We start from the raw sequence: 18,035 nt of genomic DNA, 5'->3' as shown, positions 1-18,035 counted from the left end.
CTTCACTGGCACGCCTCGCACGACTCGGGGTTCTCCAGCGAGCAGGCGAGCGCCTCGTCGGAGGTGTTCACGACGGGCCCACTCATGACGGGCCCACTCATGACGGGCCCACTCACGACGGGCACGGTGGCCTGCTGGATCCGGGTGGCGGGGCGGGAACGCAGGTAGTAGGTGGTCTTCAGGCCCGACTTCCAGGCGTGCAGGTACATCGAGGAGAGCTTGTCGATGGTCGGGGCGCTCATGAACAGGTTCAGCGACTGGCTCTGGTCGATGTACGGCGAGCGCGCCGCCGCCATGTCGATCAGCGCCCGCTGCGGCAGCTCCCAGGCGGTGCGGAACAGCCGCCGCACGTCGTCCGGCAGCTCGGCGACGCCCTGCACGGAGCCCTCGGCCTGCCGGATCGCGGCCCTGATCCGCTCGTTCCACAGGCCGCGTGCCTTCAGCTCGGCCACCAGGGCGTTGTTGATCTGCAGGAACTCGCCACTGAGGGTCTCACGCTTGAACAGGTTCGACACCTGCGGCTCGACGCACTCGTAGCACCCGGCGATCGAGGCGATCGTGGCGGTGGGCGCGATCGCGATCAGCAGCGAGTTGCGCAGGCCGTGCGCGGCGATCCGCTCGCGCAGCCCGGCCCAGCGTTCCGGCTGCGTGCCGTCCACGCCCCACAGGTCGTGCTGAAGCCTGCCGCGCGCCGCCCACGTCTGGTCGTAGGCCGGGTGCGCGCCGAACCGCTCGGCCAGCCCGGCCGAGGTCTCCAGCGCCGACAGGTAGACCTCCTCGGCGACGCGGGTGGACAGCTCCTTGGCCTCGGGCGAGTCGAACGGCAGGCGCAGCGCGAAGAACACGTCCTGCAGCCCCATGACGCCGAGCCCGACCGGACGCCAGCGCGGGTTGCTCGCCGCCGCCTGCGGGCTCGGGTAGTAGTTGATGTCGATCACCCGATCCAGGAACGTGACGGCCGTGCGCACGGTCGCGCGGAGCCGTTCCCAGTCGATGTCGCCGCCGGTCAGATGCGCCGCCAGGTTGACCGAACCGAGGTTGCACACCGCCGTCTCGCCGTCGTCCGACACCTCGATGATCTCGGTGCACAGGTTGGACAGATGGACCACGTTGCCCGGCTCTGCCGCCTGGTTGCACAGCCGGTTGGCGGCGTCCTTGAAGGTCATCCAGCCGTTGCCGGTCTGCGCCAGGGTGCGCATCATCTTGGCGTACAGGTCGCGGGCCCTGACCTGCCGGACGTAGCGCCCGGCCTCCTCCGCCGCGCGGTAGGCCGCGTCGAACGCCTCGCCCCACAGGTCGGGCAGCTCGGGCAGCTCGTTCGGGTCGAACAGCGACCACACGCCGTCGGCCTCGACCCGGCGCATGAACTCGTCCGGGATCCAGTTGGCCAGGTTGAGGTTGTGCGTACGGCGGGCGTCCTCGCCGGTGTTGTCGCGCAGTTCGAGGAACTCCTCGATGTCCGGATGCCACGACTCCAGGTACACGCAGGCCGCGCCCTTGCGGCGGCCCCCCTGGTTGACGGCGGCCACCGAGGCGTCCAGGGTGCGCAGCCACGGGACGATGCCGTTGGAGTGCCCGTTCGTGCCCCGGATCAGCGCGCCCCGCGAACGCACCCGCGACCAGGAGATGCCGATCCCGCCCGCGAACTTGGAGAGCTGCGCCACCTGTGCGTACCGCTCGTAGATGGAGCCGAGCTCGTCCCTCGGCGAGTCCACCAGGTAACACGAGGACATCTGCGTGTGCCGGGTGCCTGAGTTGAACAGCGTCGGCGAACTCGGCAGGTAGGCCAGCGACGACATGAGCCGGTAGAAGCCGACGGCCTCGGCGGGCGTCTCGGCCAGCCCGCACGCCACCCGCAGCAGCCAGTACTGCGGGGTCTCCACCACCAGCCGCGTGGACGGGTGCCGCAGCAGGTAGCGGTCGTAGACGGTGCGCAACCCGAAGTACTCGAACCGCAGGTCGCCGGCCGGATCCACGGCGTCGTCGAGCTTGCGTGCGTTGGTCTTGACGAACTCGGCGGTGCGGTCGCCGATGAGCCCTTCGGCGTGTCCCAGGCGGATCGCCTGGCTGAAGGAGGCCACCCCTTGGCCCCGGACCTCCTTGCCGATGTACCCGGACAGCAGCCGCGCGGCCAGGCGCGAGTACTGCGGCTCCGCACCGATCATCTCCGCGGCGGTCTGGATCGACAGCCGGTCCAGCTCGGCGGTGGTCGCCCCGTCGTACAGGCCGCTGATCGTCTTGGTGGCCACCCGGAGCGGGTCGATGTCGGTGAGGTCGTCCGCGCGGCGCTCCACCGCACGAACGATCTTGTTGACGTCGACGGGCTCGGCGGTGCCGTTGCGCTTGCGCACGCGCATCTGCGCCCGGCGCGACCCGGGCACGGCTTCCGCCGTCACCTCGGTCAGGTCGGTCGATGGGTCCCCGGTGACCGTCACAGCTCTCTCCTCGCGAACTCGGCCCTGAACCGAGGACACGCGCAGGAGGCGTCGGCGAGGACGGAGCACAGCCATCGCGCCGGTGCCGTCGGCCGTCCCGCGCGGCCTCGGAGCATCCGCGCACCAGGTCGTGCGCGGTACGGCCGGCAGGTCTTCGGACTCGTGGGCGCGCTGCTGGCACCTACTGACCGTCGCTTCCCGGACCCTCGGCCCAGTGCACATGACGGCGGTCGTTCCCACTCACCGCTGCGGGGCAGTCCCGGATTCTCACCAGGTTCCCTCTTGCCCCGGTCACCCTGGCTGGGCGACCGGACCGGCTGCAGAGACACCATATATAGACGCGATCAAAAAGTCACACCCAACATCTCGTGTTGAGGCGTGCGTCGCACCGCCGCCCAGAGCACGGTCCGCTCATCGGACAGGTCCATCGCGTGGTCCGGCGCGGCCGTCTCGGGTGGCGCGGCGGTCGGGTGTTCGCGCCGCCGGAACCGGCGCCGCCAGGACAGGTGCGTGTTGACCAGGGCCCGCGACACGTAGGCGTCCGGATACTCGCCCACCCGTCCCCATACGCGCCATACCCGCACCAGCGCGGTCTGCAGCAGATCCTCCGCCGGCAGGTGCTCGGCGCGGTCCCCGCGACGGTCGTGGCGGGGCCGGTGGCACGGGAACTGTGCACGCCGACGGGCGCGGCGCTGCTGGCCGCTGTCGACACCGGCTAGATCCGCCTGGTCAGGCGGCCGCCGCCGTTGCGGAAGCGGGCCTTGCCGTCGCGGATGTCGTGGTAGGAGACGAGCAGCAGCCGCAGGTAGCCGTCGAACGTCTCCAGGGGGTATCCGGCTGGGGCGAAGAGGCCCGGCCGGATCGGCACGTACCGCTGCGGCGGGGCGGCGGTGGTGCCGCCGGCGAACTCGGTGAAGATCCGGTCCTGCGACTCGTCCGCCGGCTCGTAGGTCGTCCGCTCCTCAAGGACCCCGTCCACGATGCCGACGTCGATGCGAAGCTGGTCGGATCGGTAGGTGCCGACGTACGGGGTGAGATCGACGTCCTGTTCCAGCTCGGTGATCAACGTGGGGATCGGCAGACGAACCCGGGGGCCTGGCCGGACTCGCAGAAGGCGGCGGCCTCTTCGCGGATCCGGGCTGCGACGGCGGGGAGTGTGTTGGTGTCCATGGAGGCATCGTCGGACCCTGACCCAGGGGCAAGGTCAACCCCTGTCGGCCGCGCGGGTCTGGATCAGGGCCGCGACGCCGTCCAGGATGCGGGCCAGGCCGAAGGCGTAGTCGAGCCGCCGCTCCTCCGGCGGGACGTCCGCCGGGTAGTCGTACGCCCCGGCGTCGATCGCCGCGCGCAGGTCGGGGAAGCGGCGCGCGTCGGCCACGTCGGCGAGCAGCGCGCTGTAGCCGGCGATCGACTCGCTCTGAGCGGCCTGGCCCAGGTCGCCGGCGAGTCGCGCGGTGGCGTGCATGTAGTTGGCGATCAGCAGCGACACGCCGACCTTCTCCGGCTCGGTGAGCCTGGTGTCGCGCAGCGCGGCCAGGGCGCGGTCGGTCCAGGCGAGCTGGTTGGGCGTGATCGGCGGCCCGGTGATGGGCAGGTGCACGATCCAGGCGTGGGCCCGCAGCATCTCCCACTGCGCCCGGCACCAGCGCTCCAGGGTGGCCCGCCAGCCGCCGCCGGGTTCGCCGAGTTCGGCGGGCACCGCGGCGACCGCGTCCAGCATCATCAGCAGCAACTCGTTCTTGTTCCTGACATGCCGGTACAGCGACATCGGCGTGAAGCCGAGCCGTTCGGCGACCTTCGCCATGGACACGGCGGCGAGGCCGTCCTCGTCGGCGATCGTAACCGCCGCGCGCACGATGCGGGCCGGGCTCAGGGCCGTGCGGGGCTGGGCTTCTGGGGCGTTGAGGCGTTCCCAGAGGGCCCGCATCCCGGGCGGCGGACTGCCGTTCATTGCTTCCTCCGATGAATGCCTTGCGATCCTCCTAAGTATATGTCATAGACTGCGTTTATGACATATACAGCGATGATCTCCGGTGCCGGAATTTCCGGCATTTCCTGTGCGATCGCCCTGCGCAAGGCGGGTATCGAGGCCGTGGTCTATGAGGGCTACGACCGCACGGCCGACGATGTGGGCGCGTTTCTCACGCTCGCGGTCAACGCTCTGGACGCCTTACGCGCGCTCGACTTCGACGTCCGGCGGCTCGGCTTCGAGACGCCGCGGATCAGGCTCACCAGCGCCTCGGGCCGGTTGATCGGCGACCTGCCGTACGGGCGGGTGCTGCGGGACGGCGCGGCCAGCCGTACCGTCAAGCGGGCCGAGCTGTACCGCGCGCTGCGCGAGCACGCCGCCCGGCAGGGCGTGCGGATCGAGTACGGCAAGCGCCTGACCCACGCCCGCGACACCGGTGACACCGGCGACGGCGTCGTGGCGACGTTCGCCGACGGCACCACCGCCTCCGGCGACCTGCTGATCGGCGCCGACGGCCTGCGCTCGCGCACCCGCGAGCTGATCGACCCCGCCGCGCCCGGCGTGCGCTACAGCGGCCTGGTCAACGTGGGCGGCTACGCTCGCGGCGTCCCGGCGGGCGGCGATCCGGGCACCATGCACGCGATCTTCGGGTCGCGCGCGTTCTTCGCCTACGCCGCGCACGCGCACGGCGAGGTGTGGTGGGCGGCGAACCTGACCAGGGCCGCCGAGCCCACCGCCGCCGAACTGGCCATGGTCGGCGAGCAGGACTGGCGGGCGGAGCTCATGGAGGTGTTCCGGCGCGACCACGGCCCGGCCGTGGCCTTCATCGAGGCGACCGACCGGATCCTCGCCCCCTGGACCGCCTACGACGTCCCCGTCGTGCCCAGGTGGCACCGCGGCCGGATGATCATCATCGGCGACGCCGCGCACGCCACCGTGCCCTCCATCGGCCAGGGCGCGGCCATGGCCATCGAGGACGCCGTGGTGCTGGCCAAATGCCTGCGCGACGCCACGGACTTCGGCGCCGCCTTCGCCGCCTACGAACGGCTGCGCCGCGAGCGGGTCGAACGCGTCGTCGCCCAGGGGAGGCGCACGGACGGCTGGAAGACGCCCGGCCCGCTCACCCGCATACCGCGCGACCTGATCATGAGCCTGGCCATGAAGCGCATGGCCCGCACCGGCCACGACCCCAACCACTGGATCTACGAGCACCACATCGACTGGGACGAACCGGCCCGCCAGTCCGGCTGAGGCAAGCCCGACATTCCTCGCATAACAGGCGTATCACGTAATCCTTCCGGCATTGCCGACCCTGGTGACAGAGCGCTACAACCCATCTCATGCAAGGGTTCGAAGGCGGGCGCGGCCACGTCGTACGACTGGCCGGTTCGGCGCTGGTGGCGGCGATCGCCGCCGGGATCGTCATCGGGGGTGTCGCCCGGCTGCTGATGAGCGCCATCGCCGTCGCCGCGGCCGAGGAGAGCCGGTTCACCCCGGCCGGGACACTGGGCGTCATGGTCGTGTTCGGCGTACTGGCCGTACCGGCCGCCGTGACGGCGACCGCCCGCCCGCTGTTCCGGACCGCCGGGCGCTGGGTGACGGCACTCGTCACCGGCCTGGGCATGGCCGTCAACGGTTTCGCCGACGGCGCCGCCGTGCTCCTCGCCCCCGACGGCAGGGCGACCTACATCGCGGTCCTCACGGCCGCCTTCGGCGTGACGGCCGTGGCCCACGGCATGTTCACCCAGGACGTCGCCCGCCGCCTGACCGGCGCACGGAACAGGGCGAACGCGCACCCCCCGGCCACCGGTCAGGTCGCCGAGGGCTGAAATACGCGGTTGTCGCGGGCGGCGGGCGGGTGCTTGGATCGGGATCGTGGCGCTGGACGAACTGCGTGATCTGCTCAATCGGCATGCCCGGCCCGATCTGCGGACCCCGATCGAGGATGTGCTGATCTTCAAGGCGGAGGAGCCGCGTCCGCCGACGCCCACCACGTACGGCAGGGTGCTGGCCGTGGTCGCCCAGGGCATGAAACGGTTCGCGCTGGGGGAGTGCGTGTACGAGTACCGGGAGGGCGAGTACCTGGTCGCCTCGGTCGATCTCCCGGTGACCGCCCACTTCGCCGAGGCCGCTCCGGAGCTGCCCGGGCTGGGGATGGGGATGACGCTGCACCCCATGGCGGTGGCCGAGGTGCTGTCCCAAGCCGCCCCCGGCGACCTGCCGGACGCGGGGGAGGGGCCGCCGCCGGGGCTGGCCGTCAGCACCGCTTCGGCCGAACTGCTCGACGCCGTCGTGCGGCTGCTGCGGCTGCTGGACCGGCCGCGCGACATCGCCGTCCTGGCCCCGCTGATCAAGCGGGAGATCCTCTGGCGGCTGATCACCGGCGACCAGGGGGCCGTCGTCCGCCAGTTCGGGCTGCCCGACAGCAGCCTCAGCCACATCGCGCGCGCCGTCACATGGATCCGCGACCACTACGCGCGGCCGTTCCGCGTCGAGGAGGTCGCCCGGCTGGCGGGGATGAGCGTCTCGGCGTTCCACCGGAGCTTCCAGACCGTCACCGCGATGAGCCCGATCCAGTTCCAGAAGCAGATCCGGCTCCAGCAGGCACGCCTCCAGCTCGCGGCGGCCCCCGCCGACATCTCCGCCGTGAGCCGCCGCGTCGGCTACGAGAGCGCCTCCCAGTTCAGCCGCGAATACCGCCGTCAGTTCGGCGCCCCGCCCAGCCAGGACGCCTTGCGCCTCCGGCAGGGGTCAGGAGTCTAGGACCCGGTCCAGGCGGAGCGGGAGGCGCCGCTGCCGGGTTCCGGTGGCGTGCCAGGTGGCGTTGGCGATGGCGGCCGCGGTGCCGACGTTGCCGATCTCGCCGACGCCCTTGATGCCCCAGGGGATGCCGGGCTCGTCGTCGGGCACGAAATCCGCCTCGATGTCGGGGACGTCGGCGTGCGCGGCGATGTGGTATCCGGCGAAGTCGGCGTTGACGTGTCGGCCGGTGACCGGGTCGCGGACGCCCTCCTCGTGCAGGGCCATGGACAGGCCGCCGATCATGCCGCCGACGACCTGGCTGCGGGCCAGCAGCGGGTTGATCACCCGTCCGGCCGCGAACATGCCGAGCAGCCGCCGCACGCGCACCTCACCGGTCGCGGGGTCGGCGGTGACCTCGGCGAACACCGCGCTGAAGGCGTGCCGTTCGAGGGCGGCCAGGCCGCCGAGCGACGACGAGGTGTCGGCGGTGACGGTCACCGGCGCGCCGGGGGCGCGCAGCTTGGCCGCCGCCTCGGTGATCGCCCAGGCCCAGGACGCCGTGCCGCGCGAGCCGCCCGCGCTCCACGCCGGGCCGTGGTCGCTGTCGGAGATGCGCAACCGGATCCGGTCCGTGCCGACCGCGAGCGCGTCGGCGGCGATCGCGGTCAGCGCGGTGCGTGCGCCGGTGCCGAGATCCGTGGCGGCGATGGTCACCGTGAACGTGCCGTCGGGCTCGGCGGTGATCGTCGCGGTGGAGGGCAGCGCCCCCGCGCCGAACGATGTGGCGGCCAGGCCGGTGCCGACGAGCAGCCGCCCCTCCCGCCGCGTGCGCGGCCGGTGGTCGCGGGACGCCCAGCCGAACCGGCGCGCCCCCTCGCGCAGGCACGCGACCAGGTTCCTGCCACTGAACGGCAGCCCCGACACCGGCCCGACGACGGCCTCGTTGCGCAGCCGCAACTCCAGCGGGTCCATCCCCAGGCGCTCGGCCAGCTCGTCCATCGCCGACTCCAGCGCGAACGAACCCGGCGCGGCCCCGGGGGCGCGCATCGAGTACGGCGGCAGGATGTCGAGCGGGACCGCGGTCAGGCTCGTGCGGATCGCCGGTGCCGCGTAGAGCGTCTTGGTCTGCTCTGTGCACCCCTCGATGTACTCGGCGAGCGGCGATATCTCGAACGCGGCGGTGTGGTGGACGGCGCGCAGCCGCCCGTCGGCGTCGGCCCCGATCCGGACGCGCTGGTCGGTGGCGGGCCGCTGCGCGGTGGCCAGGAACACCTCCGCGCGGGTGAGGGTGACCCGCACCGGCCGCCCGAAGCCGGTCGCGGCCATCGCGGCCAGGACGAGCTGCGGGCCGAGCATGCCCTTGGAGCCGAAACCGCCGCCGATGTGCTCGACGCGGACGCGCACCCGGTCCGGCGGCAGGCCGAGGAGCGTGGCGAGGGTGACGGCGACCTGGAAGGGCCCCTGGTCGCTGTCCACGGCGTGCAGCCGGTCGCCGTCCCACCAGGCGGTGGCCGAGTGCGGCTCCATCGCGGAGCAGTGCTCCTCGGGCGTGCCGTACCGCTCGTCGACGACCACCGAGGCGGCGGCGAGCTCGGCGTCCACGTCGCCGGCATCGACGGGAACGTCGTAGAGCGCGACCGCCGGACGGCCCGCCGGATGGTCCGCGGAGAAGGCGGTGTCGTGCGGTTCCTCGTCGTAGGTCACCGGCAGCGCGCGGGCGGCGGCGTGGGCCTGCTCGGGCGTCTCGGCCACCACGAGGGCGATCGGACGGCCCGCGTGGGGCACTGCGTCGCCCTGCAGCAGGCGCAGCCCGCCGTCCGGGCCGAAGAAGTGCCCGGCCGCAGGATCGAGCCGGGGCGCGTTGGTGTGGTCGAGCACGCCGAGCACGCCCGGCATGTCCTTGACGGCCCCGGCGTCGATGGCCCGCACTCGCCCACGGGCCACCGTGGACAGGACGAGCGCGCCGTGGGCCACGCCCGGCACCGGCTCGTCGGCGGCGTAGCGGGCCGCGCCGGTGACCTTGGCCCGCCCCTCGATCCGGGGGCGGGCGACCCCGACGGCCCCGCCGTCGCGAGTGGGCTCGTTCATCCGGCGATCTCCTCCAGGACGGCGGCGATGAGGTTGCGGGCCAGCGTCACCTTGTAGGCGTTGCCGGGCAGCGGCGCGGCGGCGGACAGTTCGGCCTCGGCGGCGGCCCGGAACCGGCCGGCGGTGGCGGGGCCGTCCAGCAGGAAGACCTCGGCGGTGCGGGCGCGCCACGGGTGCGACGCGACACCGCCCAGTGCGATCCGCACGCCGCGCACGGATCCCCGCTGGACTTCCAGGTGCGCCGCGATCGAGACGGTGGCGAAGGCGTAGGACGCGCGCTCGCGGACCTTCCGGTACCGCGAGCCCGGCGAGATCGCGGCTCCCGGGAGGACGACCTCGGTGATCAGGGCTCCCGGGGGCAACGCCGTCTCCCGCTCGGGCGTGTCGCCCACGGGCGGGTAAAACCGGGCCAGCGGGATCTCGCCCGCGCCCTCCGCCGTCTCGAAGCGAACCGTCGCGTCGAAGGCGGCCAGCGCCACCGCCATGTCGGAGGCGTGGGTGGCCGCGCAGTGCGGCGACCGGCCGAGCACCGCGTGGTTGTGGTGCGCCCCGGCGACGGCCGCGCACCCGCTGCCAGGCACCCGCTTGTTGCAGGGCTCGGAGAGGTCGGCGAAGTACGCGCACCTGGTCCGCTGCATCAGGTTGCCGCCCACCGTGGCCATGTTCCGCAACTGCCCGGACGCCCCCGCGAGGACGGCCTGGCTCAGCGCCGGGTAGCGCCGCCGCACCTCCGGGTGAGCGGCGAGGTCGGAGTTGGTCGTCGTCGCGCCGATCACCAGGTCGCCGCCCGGCGTCTCGCGGATCCCGCGCAGCGGCAGGAAGCGCACGTCCACCAGCCGGGCGGGCGTCTCGACGCCGTGCTTCATCAGATCGACCAGGTTGGTGCCGCCCGCCAGGTAGCGGGCGCCCCCGGCGGCGGCGGCCAACGCCTCGGCGACCTCACCGGCCCGGTGGTAGGCGAACTCCCTCATCGGGCCGCCTCCTCGCGCCCGGCCGTCTCCAGGACGGCGCGCACGATCGACGGGTACGCGCCGCACCGGCACAGGTTGCCGCTCATCCGCTCGCGCACCTCCGCCGCGTCCAGTTCGGGTGCCGGGCCGCGCACGTCGGCGGTGACGGCGCTCGGCCAGCCCGCCGCGTGCTCGGCGAGCATGCCAACGGCGGAGCAGAGCTGGCCGGAGGTGCAGAATCCGCACTGGAAGCCGTCGAGCCGGATGAACGCCTCCTGGATAGGCCGCAGCTCGCCGTCGGCGGCCAGCCCTTCCACGGTGGTGATCTCGGCGCCCTCGGCGGCGACGGCCAGGGTCAGGCAGGACACCACCCGCCTGCCGTCCAGCAGCACCGTGCAGGCGCCGCACTGCCCGTGGTCGCAGCCCTTCTTCGGGCCGGTGTGGCCGATGTCCTCGCGCAGCGCGTCCAGCAGCGTCCGGCGGTTGTCCACGCTCAGCCGGTGTGTCACGCCGTTGACGCGCAGCGAGATCGCGCTGCCGGTGGCATCTGTCATGATCTTCCTTCCTCGACGGCGGCGCGGGCGCGCGCGTACCGGACGACGTCCGAAGGCCCCGTCGGCCGCACCGGCGCCGAAGCCGACGTCGGCCTCGAACTCCGAGCCGGAAGCCCGCAGGACCCGTGCCCCGGCGGCGGTCGCCCGTTCCGCCACGGCGGCCAGGAGTGCGGACTTGCCCACGCCGGGCTCGCCCGACATCGACCACGCCGCGCCGTCCCGCCGGGCGGCGTCGAGGAAGGCGTCCAGCCGCTCGATGTCGGCACCGCGTCCGAACAGGTCCACGCCGGCCATGGGCACCTCACGACATTGGTTTGGGTTCCATCCGGCGCGGGCTCGCCACGCCTGCGACGAGACGCCGGCCGGTCGCCTGGACGATATCCCGCTGAAATCCCGCAGAACCACAGATATCGCCCGAGGAGCAGGATCGGGCAACGGATCGCGAGCATCGCGCAAGCGGCCCGGATCCGGCCGTCGGATTCCTGTCGGTCGCGGTCCCTATGCTGCGCTCTCGTTGATCTTCGGTGTGACGTGGAGGTGCGAGTTGGCCAGGTTGATTCGCGGGCTGGACGACGAGGTGTGGATCGAGTTCGGCGGGTTGGGCGTCTTCTTCGAGGGGGCCGCCGAGGCCATCGGCGTGGACTGCGACGGTGAGGACGACCTCGTCCAGGTCCGGCTGGAGGCGTGGGACGGCGAGCCGCCCGCCCCCGGCGAACCCTGGGAACCGGTCGAGGACACCACGGCCGAGGGCGGAGACGGTTTCGTCAGCGTCGGCTCAGTGGCCGAGGAGGCGACCCAGAGCCTGATCATCGGGCCGCCGCATTTCCTCTACGGCGTGACCGTCCACACCATCACCGCGACGGAGCCCGCCGACCTCACCTCCGAGGAGACCTGGGAGAACCGGCAGCTCTCCCGCTGGCTGATGCGCTTCTGGCCGATCCGGGATGTGTTCGACCCGGTACGACACGCCCGCCCCGACCGCGCGGGGGCATGGCCCGAGCCCGCCGCCGTCGCCGAGCCGCCCGTCTCCGACGCGGCCGACTGGCCGCAGGCGCGGACCGACCCGCGACAGGAGGGCCTGGAGCGGTGGCTCGCCCGCCAGGGCCTGACCCTCGCCGATCACCTGACCGGCCACGGCCTCGACCCCGACCTGCCGTTCGACCGGATCAGGGCGGCGCTGGCCGAACACGAACTGCCCGTCGTGGCCGCTCGGCGGCACTGGCCGGACTGGTGGGTGGACCTGGTCAGGAGTCATCCGGAGATGGGCGACGAGCCGTTCGTGCCCTCGGAGAAGGACGAGGAGTGGAACCCCGACAACCGTGCGGCGTCGGCTCGCGCGCTGGTGCTGCGCCGCCGTATCGAGGAGGTGCTCAACCCCGACCGCGCCAACGTCTTCACCGCCGAGGTCCCGAGTTACGAACCGCGGCCCGGCCACACCTACCGGGGCTGGCGCTGGGACTACGCCGACCGTCCCGCCGAGCAGACCTTCACCGTGGACCGGCGGGTGGTCTTCCACGACGTCATGAGCGACAAGGTCCTGGTCACGGGCATCGTCACGGTGCTGGGCATGGACAGGGGGGAGCTCCAGGTGCGCGACGCGCTACCGGTGGAGGCCGCCCGCCTCCGCTGCGCGGAGGCCACCTGGGGCGCCGATCTGCCCTGAGCCGGAGTCCGGTCAGCGGTCCCAGGGCGGGGTGTCGCCCATCTTCTCGTAGTAGCGGGCGAGGTGCTTCTTGACGGGGCCGACGTCACCCTTCGGGATGTCGATCCCGCCCCGGGCGCCCTGCATGATGTTGCCGGCGGCGAAGATGGCGTGCGGGACGGCCTTGAGCTTGTCGTCGACCACGTCGGCGATCAGCAGCTTGTAGCTGGTGAAGTTGTCGGGCTTGTCGCCGTCGTACCAGACGTGGGCGTTGCGGTAGGCGGCGTCCGGCTCTTCCTCGGCGTCGGCCCAGTCGCGCACCCGCTTGTCGGCCGCGGCGCCGTCCCACTTGCGATCGCGGTCCGTCAGCGGCAGGTCCTGGAACTTGGTCACGGTCATGCCCCGGCGGCTACCCTGCCCGATCCCGATAAACCCGCGGATCGTCAACCTGGGGTCGACGGTCGCGTCGGGGCGGCGCGCGACGCCGAGGGCGGGGGCCGACTCCCCGGCGTGTGAGGTGTCCGGCCCGCGCGGTGAGGTCGCCGTGGTCAGGAGGGGTGTTCCACGCGGATCACGCCGGGGACCGTGCGGGCCAGCAGGTCGGCGATGGTGTCGGTGTCGGTGTCGGTGTCGGTGTCGCGGGTGGTGTGGCCGTGCGGTTCGGCGTGCAGTTCGGCGACGCCGTCGTGGACGGTGACCTGCCACCTGGGGCCGCCGGGGAAGTGCTCGCGCAGCGCGGCGACGACGTCGCCGCGCAGGCCCTCGTCGGGGCGGGCGAGCATGGCCATGAGATCGCGGCGGCTGACCATGCCCACCACGTGCGAGCCGCGCAGCACCGGGACGCTCTTGATCCGCTTGGCGGCCATCAGCTCGACCAGCGCGGTGACGTCCGTGGTCTCGGTGACGGTGCACACGTCGACGCTCATCACCTCGCCGACCCGCTGCGGCGGGCCCGCGTCCGGCGCCAGGACCGGGGCGGCGTGCGCGCGCGGATCCGGCTGGAACTCGCCGGTCAGCAGGTCCAGCTCGCTGACCACGCCGATCACGCGGCCCACCTCGTCCACGACCGGCGCGGCGGTGATGTCGTGCAGGAAGAGGACGCGGGCGGCGTGCCGGATCGAGTCGGTCCGGCGCAGGGTGATCACGGGGGCGCTCATCACTTCACGGACCAGCATGGCTACCTGTCCTCCCAGGCCACGGTGTCGTTCTCGGTCCACAGCAGTTGGTCCACGACGTCGATGACGCCGTTCACGCGCCGCGTCATCCGGACGGCGATCTGAGCCTCGCTGCGGCGGTCGATCCGTCCGCTCAGGGTCACCACGCCACGGTCCACCGTGACGTGGACACCGGCGGTCTCCACCCACATGGCGCGGTCGAGGATCTCCTCGCGGATCTCCCTGGCGATGGACTCGTCTTCGCGGACGAACACCTTGAGCAGGTCGCGCCGGCTGACGATGCCGGTCAGCCGGCCGTCACGGTCCACGACGGCCAGCCGCTTCACGCCGTGCTCGTCCATCAGCCGGGCGGCCTCTGTGACGCCGGCGTGCGCGGTGATGGTGTGCGCGGGGCTGGTCATCAGCTCGAACGCGGTGTCGCCCGCGGCCTTGCGGCGGGCGGTGGGGCCGTCGGCCGACATGCGGTGCCGCAGCCTGGCGCGCAGCGGCGGCTGGTAACCCTCGCGGTAGTACTGCTCGCGGAACTCCTCCTTGGCCAGCAGGTCGGCCTCGGAGACGACGCCGATCACCTGGCGGTCGTCGTCGATCACGGGGACCGCGCTGATGGCGTGCTCGATGAGGGATTCCGCGATGTCCTTGAACCGGGCCTCGCCGCTGACCGAGACGACCGCGGCGGTCATGACGTCCTTGACCTGGGTGCGCATGGCAGACCTCCCGTGCCCGCCGGTGCGCGGCGGGCCCTCTCGTGGTTCCCCTCCATCCCATCCCGCGCGGGCATGGCGACGTAGGGGCGAAGGTCCCAGGTGAGGTGGTCGTTGGTCGGGGCCTGTGAACGGTCAGCCTCGGCTGAGCGTCACCTTCAGCGCGCCGGTGTGCTCCGGCGAGGCGAACACCTCGTACGCCTCGACGAAGTCGTCGAGCCCGAACCGGTGCGTGACCATGCCGCTCACGTCGAGCAGCCCGTTGCGCAGCATGTTCAGCAGGGACGGCGTGGAGTACGTGTCGACCAGCCCGGTGGTGATGGTGACGTTCCTGATCCACAGCCTTTCCAGGTGCAGGGTCGCCGGTGAGCCGTGCACCCCGGCGTTGGCGACCCGGCCGCCCGGGCGGATCAGCTCGGTGCACATCTCGAAGGTCGAGGGGATGCCGACGGCCTCGATCGCGACGTCCGCGCCCAGGCCGCCGGTCAGCGCCCGGACCGTCTCCACCGGATCGTCCTGCGGCCGGAGCGTGACGTCGGCCCCGCACTCCTCGGCGGCGCGCAGCCGGGCCGGCGCCGGGTCGATCACCACGACGCGGGCGGGGGAGAACAGCCGGGACGTCAGCACGGCGGCCAGGCCGATCGGCCCGCTGCCGACGATCACGACCGTGTCGCCGGGGCCGACCCGCCCGTTGAGCACGCCCACCTCGTAGGAGGTGGGCAGGATGTCGGCGAGCAGGACGGCGGCCTCGTCGCCGATCTCGGCGGGCAGCCGGTGCGTGGACAGGTCGGCGAAGGGCAAGCGGGCGTACTCGGCCTGCACGCCGTCCACGAGGTGGCCGAGCACCCAGCCGCCGCCGTTGAGGCACTGCCCGTAGCTTCCCTCGCGGCAGAACCGGCAGATGCCGCAGGCCGAGACGCACGACGCGAGCACCCGGTCGCCAGGCGACAGCCCGGTGACGGCGTCGCCGGTCTCGACGACGGTGCCGACCGCCTCGTGGCCGAGCACGCGACCGGGTTCCACCTCGGGCACGTCGCCGCCGAGAATGTGCAGGTCGGTGCCGCAGATCGTCACCGTGTCCACGCGGATCACGGCGTCGGCCGGATCGATGATGCCCGGGTCGGGCACCTCGGTCCAGGACTTCTCACCGGGACCTTCGTATACGAGCGCTTTCATCCCCCACCCCCGTGGTCGTCTTCTGGCTCGATACCCACGCCATGGTCGAAGGTCCCTTATCGGACGGGACTTCGGGGCCCGTGCGGCATGCCGTACTCTGCGCATCCGCGCGATCTGAGACGCGGTCTGACGGGGGCTTTGAAGGGCGTTTTGACGAGTGCTTCGACGGGCAGGCATGGCCGTCCGCCCGGCCGGGCCGGGACCTACGTCCCTACTCGGTCCGCCGAATCCGGGGAAGGGTAATGACCATGGACGCTCTCGCACGGACAGACGCATACTGGCGAGCCGCCAACTACCTGTCGGTCGGCCAGATCTATCTGCTGGACAACCCGCTACTGCGCGAGCCGCTCGCGCCCGAGCACATCAAGCCGCGGCTGCTCGGCCACTGGGGCACCACCCCGGGGCTGAACTTCTGCTTCGCCCACCTGAACCGGATCATCGCCGAACGCGACCAGGAGATGATCTACATCGCCGGGCCCGGCCACGGCGGCCCGGCCGCGGTGGCGCACGCCTGGCTGGAAGGCGCGTACAGCGAGCGGTACCCCGACGTCTCCCAGGACGAGAACGGCATGCGGCGGCTGTTCCGCCAGTTCTCCTTCCCCGGCGGCATACCCAGCCATGTGGCCCCCGAGACGCCCGGCTCGATCCACGAGGGCGGCGAACTGGGCTACGCCCTCGCCCACGCCTACGGCGCGGCCTTCGACAACCCCCGCCTGGTGGTGGCCTGCGTGATCGGCGACGGCGAGGCCGAGACCGGCCCGCTCGCCGCGTCCTGGCATTCGGTCAGGTTCCTGGACCGGACACGTGACGGCGTGGTGCTGCCCATCCTGCACCTGAACGGCTACAAGATCGCCAACCCGACGGTGCTGTCCCGCATCCCCGAGGACGAACTGCTCAGGCTGATGGAGGGCTACGGCTACCGCCCCCACGTGGTGGCCGGTGACGACCCCGCCGTCATGCACCGCCTGATGGCCGACACCCTGGACGAGGTGTTCGAGGAGATCGCGGACTTCAAGGCCGGCCGCGCCGACCGCCCTCCGATGATCGTGCTGCGCACGCCCAAGGGCTGGACCGGCCCCCGCGAGGTGGACGGCGTCCCCGTCGAGGGCACCTGGCGCGCCCACCAGGTGCCGCTGTCCGGGGTCCGCGACGACGCGGCGCACCGGGCCATGCTGGAGCAGTGGATGCGCTCCTACCGTCCCGCCGAGCTGTTCGACGAGGAGGGCCGCCCGCGCCCCGAGGTGCTCGCCACCGTGCCGGAGGGTCCCCGCCGGATGAGCGCCAGCCCGCACGCCAACGGCGGCGAACTGCTGCGCCCGCTCGCGCTGCCCGACTTCCGGGACTACGACGTCGAGGTCAAGGCGCCGGCCACGCACGCCACCGAGCCCACCCGCGCGCTCGGCGTCTTCCTGCGCGATGTGATCATCGCCAACCCGGAGACCTTCCGGCTGATGGGCCCCGACGAGACCGCCTCCAACCGGCTGTCGGCCGTCTTCGAGGTCACCGACCGCGCCTGGAACGCGGCCACGCTGCCCACGGACGAGCACCTGGCCTCCGGCGGGCGCGTCATGGAGGTGCTTTCCGAGCACCTGTGCCAGGGCTGGCTGGAGGGCTACCTGCTCACCGGACGGCACGGCCTGTTCAACTGCTACGAGGCGTTCATCCACATAGTGGATGCCATGTTCAACCAGCACGCCAAATGGCTGGAGACCTCCAGGAAGATCCCCTGGCGGCGCCCGGTGGCCTCACTGAACTACCTGCTGTCCTCGCACGTGTGGCGGCAGGACCACAACGGCTTCAGCCACCAGGACCCCGGCTTTCTCGACGTGGTGGTCAACAAGAAGGCCGAGGTGGTGCGGGTCTACCTGCCACCGGACGCCAACACGCTGCTGTCGGTGGCCGACCACTGCCTGCGCTCGCGCGACTATGTGAACGTGGTGGTCGCGGGCAAGCAGCCGGTGCTGGACCTGTTCACCATGCGGGAGGCGATCACGCACTGCACCCGGGGGCTGGGGATCATCGAGTGGGCGAGCAACGACGCCGGGGCCGACCCGGACGTGGTGCTGGCCTGCGCGGGCGACGTGCCCACGCTGGAGACCCTGGCCGCCGCCGCGCTGCTGCGCGAGCACCTGCCGTCGCTGAAGGTCCGGGTGGTCAACGTGGTGGACCTGATGCGGCTGCAGCCCTCGACGGAGCACCCGCACGGGCTGAGCGACGCCGAGTTCGACGCGCTGTTCACCACCGACCGGCCGGTCATCTTCGACTTCCACGGCTATCCGTCGCTGATCCACCGGCTGACCTACCGCCGTGCGGGACACGCCAACCTGCACGTGCGCGGGTACAAGGAGGAGGGCACCACGACCACGCCGTTCGACATGGCGATGCTCAACGACATCGACCGCTACCACCTGGTCATGGACGTCATCGACCGGGTTCCCGGGCTGGCCACCACCGCCGCGCACCTGCGTCAGCGGATGGCCGACACCCGGCTGCGGGCCCGCGCGTACACGCGTGAGCACGGCGAGGACCCCGCCGAGATCCGCAACTGGACCTGGCCCTACGCCGGCCGGTCGTAACCAGGACGAACGCCGGTCCGGAGATTG

At 72.2% G+C, this 18,035-nt stretch carries 16 protein-coding genes, 1 pseudogene and 1 riboswitch; of the genes and pseudogenes, 5 read left to right on the top strand and 12 right to left on the bottom strand.

Going from position 1 to position 18,035, the window contains the following annotated elements:
- Window positions 1–2: 2 nt before the first annotated feature.
- The 4 genes from P3X83_RS17300 to P3X83_RS17285 all read right to left on the bottom strand — a co-directional run bounded on the left by P3X83_RS17300 (window position 3) and on the right by P3X83_RS17285 (window position 4,386).
- The gene (locus P3X83_RS17300) at window positions 3–2,435 is read right to left on the bottom strand and encodes a ribonucleoside-diphosphate reductase subunit alpha (RefSeq protein ID WP_277306120.1); all 2,433 of its coding nucleotides are present in this window, start codon (window positions 2,433–2,435) and stop codon (window positions 3–5) included.
- A gap of 127 nt (window positions 2,436–2,562) precedes the next feature.
- A riboswitch (cobalamin riboswitch) is annotated at window positions 2,563–2,768 on the bottom strand.
- A gap of 11 nt (window positions 2,769–2,779) precedes the next feature.
- The gene (locus P3X83_RS17295) at window positions 2,780–2,992 is read right to left on the bottom strand and encodes a hypothetical protein (protein ID WP_277306119.1); all 213 of its coding nucleotides are present in this window, start codon (window positions 2,990–2,992) and stop codon (window positions 2,780–2,782) included.
- 158 nt (window positions 2,993–3,150) lie between these two features.
- Window positions 3,151–3,501, bottom strand: a complete 351-nt coding sequence (locus P3X83_RS17290) for a hypothetical protein (protein WP_277306118.1) — start codon at window positions 3,499–3,501, stop codon at window positions 3,151–3,153.
- Window positions 3,502–3,639: 138 nt separating this feature from the next.
- Window positions 3,640–4,386, bottom strand: a complete 747-nt coding sequence (locus P3X83_RS17285; RefSeq protein WP_277306117.1) for a TetR/AcrR family transcriptional regulator — start codon at window positions 4,384–4,386, stop codon at window positions 3,640–3,642.
- A 57-nt stretch (window positions 4,387–4,443) separates the two neighbouring features.
- Between P3X83_RS17285 and P3X83_RS17280 the strand changes: the two genes are divergently transcribed.
- The 3 genes from P3X83_RS17280 (at window position 4,444) to P3X83_RS17270 (ending at window position 7,167) form a co-directional block, all read left to right on the top strand.
- Window positions 4,444–5,655 carry an FAD-dependent monooxygenase gene (locus tag P3X83_RS17280; RefSeq protein ID WP_277306116.1) on the top strand — a complete coding sequence of 404 codons (1,212 nt, stop codon included), beginning with the start codon at window positions 4,444–4,446 and terminating at the stop codon, window positions 5,653–5,655.
- Window positions 5,656–5,744: 89 nt separating this feature from the next.
- Window positions 5,745–6,233, top strand: coding sequence for a hypothetical protein (locus P3X83_RS17275; RefSeq protein ID WP_277306115.1), 489 nt, complete (start codon window positions 5,745–5,747; stop codon window positions 6,231–6,233).
- A gap of 46 nt (window positions 6,234–6,279) precedes the next feature.
- Window positions 6,280–7,167: an AraC family transcriptional regulator gene (locus tag P3X83_RS17270; protein WP_277306114.1), complete on the top strand. Its 888-nt coding sequence runs from the start codon at window positions 6,280–6,282 to the stop codon at window positions 7,165–7,167.
- Here P3X83_RS17270 and P3X83_RS17265 read toward each other — a convergent pair.
- From P3X83_RS17265 to P3X83_RS43330, 4 genes and pseudogenes are all read right to left on the bottom strand, one after another.
- Complete coding sequence (locus tag P3X83_RS17265) at window positions 7,156–9,234, bottom strand: xanthine dehydrogenase family protein molybdopterin-binding subunit (protein WP_277306113.1); 2,079 nt, start codon at window positions 9,232–9,234, stop codon at window positions 7,156–7,158. The genes P3X83_RS17270 and P3X83_RS17265 overlap by 12 nt on opposite strands.
- Window positions 9,231–10,205, bottom strand: coding sequence for a xanthine dehydrogenase family protein subunit M (locus P3X83_RS17260; RefSeq protein WP_277306112.1), 975 nt, complete (start codon window positions 10,203–10,205; stop codon window positions 9,231–9,233). Before P3X83_RS17260 ends, P3X83_RS17265 begins: the two co-directional genes overlap by 4 nt.
- The gene (locus P3X83_RS43335; RefSeq protein WP_346742718.1) at window positions 10,202–10,738 is read right to left on the bottom strand and encodes a 2Fe-2S iron-sulfur cluster-binding protein; all 537 of its coding nucleotides are present in this window, start codon (window positions 10,736–10,738) and stop codon (window positions 10,202–10,204) included. Before P3X83_RS43335 ends, P3X83_RS17260 begins: the two co-directional genes overlap by 4 nt.
- Before the next feature lie 108 nt (window positions 10,739–10,846).
- Window positions 10,847–11,032: pseudogene (locus P3X83_RS43330) on the bottom strand (AAA family ATPase); the annotation flags it as partial.
- A gap of 250 nt (window positions 11,033–11,282) precedes the next feature.
- Here P3X83_RS43330 and P3X83_RS17250 point away from each other — a divergent pair.
- Window positions 11,283–12,401 carry a hypothetical protein gene (locus P3X83_RS17250; RefSeq protein WP_277306110.1) on the top strand — a complete coding sequence of 373 codons (1,119 nt, stop codon included), beginning with the start codon at window positions 11,283–11,285 and terminating at the stop codon, window positions 12,399–12,401.
- A 12-nt stretch (window positions 12,402–12,413) separates the two neighbouring features.
- On the opposite strand, the gene P3X83_RS17245 is transcribed toward P3X83_RS17250, so the two are convergent.
- The 4 genes from P3X83_RS17245 to P3X83_RS17230 all read right to left on the bottom strand — a co-directional run bounded on the left by P3X83_RS17245 (window position 12,414) and on the right by P3X83_RS17230 (window position 15,432).
- Entirely contained in the window at window positions 12,414–12,779 is a 366-nt protein-coding gene (locus P3X83_RS17245; protein WP_277306109.1) for a hypothetical protein, read from the bottom strand.
- Between the two features lie 149 nt (window positions 12,780–12,928).
- Window positions 12,929–13,555, bottom strand: a complete 627-nt coding sequence (locus P3X83_RS17240) for a CBS domain-containing protein (RefSeq protein ID WP_277306108.1) — start codon at window positions 13,553–13,555, stop codon at window positions 12,929–12,931.
- Between the two features lie 2 nt (window positions 13,556–13,557).
- Window positions 13,558–14,259 carry a CBS domain-containing protein gene (locus P3X83_RS17235; RefSeq protein ID WP_277306107.1) on the bottom strand — a complete coding sequence of 234 codons (702 nt, stop codon included), beginning with the start codon at window positions 14,257–14,259 and terminating at the stop codon, window positions 13,558–13,560.
- 132 nt (window positions 14,260–14,391) lie between these two features.
- Window positions 14,392–15,432 (bottom strand): alcohol dehydrogenase catalytic domain-containing protein, encoded by a 1,041-nt coding sequence (locus P3X83_RS17230; RefSeq protein ID WP_277306106.1) that lies wholly within the window; start codon window positions 15,430–15,432, stop codon window positions 14,392–14,394.
- Window positions 15,433–15,473: 41 nt separating this feature from the next.
- Here P3X83_RS17230 and P3X83_RS17225 point away from each other — a divergent pair, with 41 nt between their 5' ends.
- Window positions 15,474–18,008: a phosphoketolase family protein gene (locus P3X83_RS17225; protein WP_277306105.1), complete on the top strand. Its 2,535-nt coding sequence runs from the start codon at window positions 15,474–15,476 to the stop codon at window positions 18,006–18,008.
- Window positions 18,009–18,035 lie beyond the last annotated feature (27 nt).

The organism is Spongiactinospora sp. TRM90649 (assembly GCF_029382225.1).
Lineage (GTDB): Bacteria > Actinomycetota > Actinomycetes > Streptosporangiales > Streptosporangiaceae > Spongiactinospora.
Note: the sequence above shows the minus strand (reverse complement) of the source record. Positions and strands in the feature narration are given on the sequence as shown.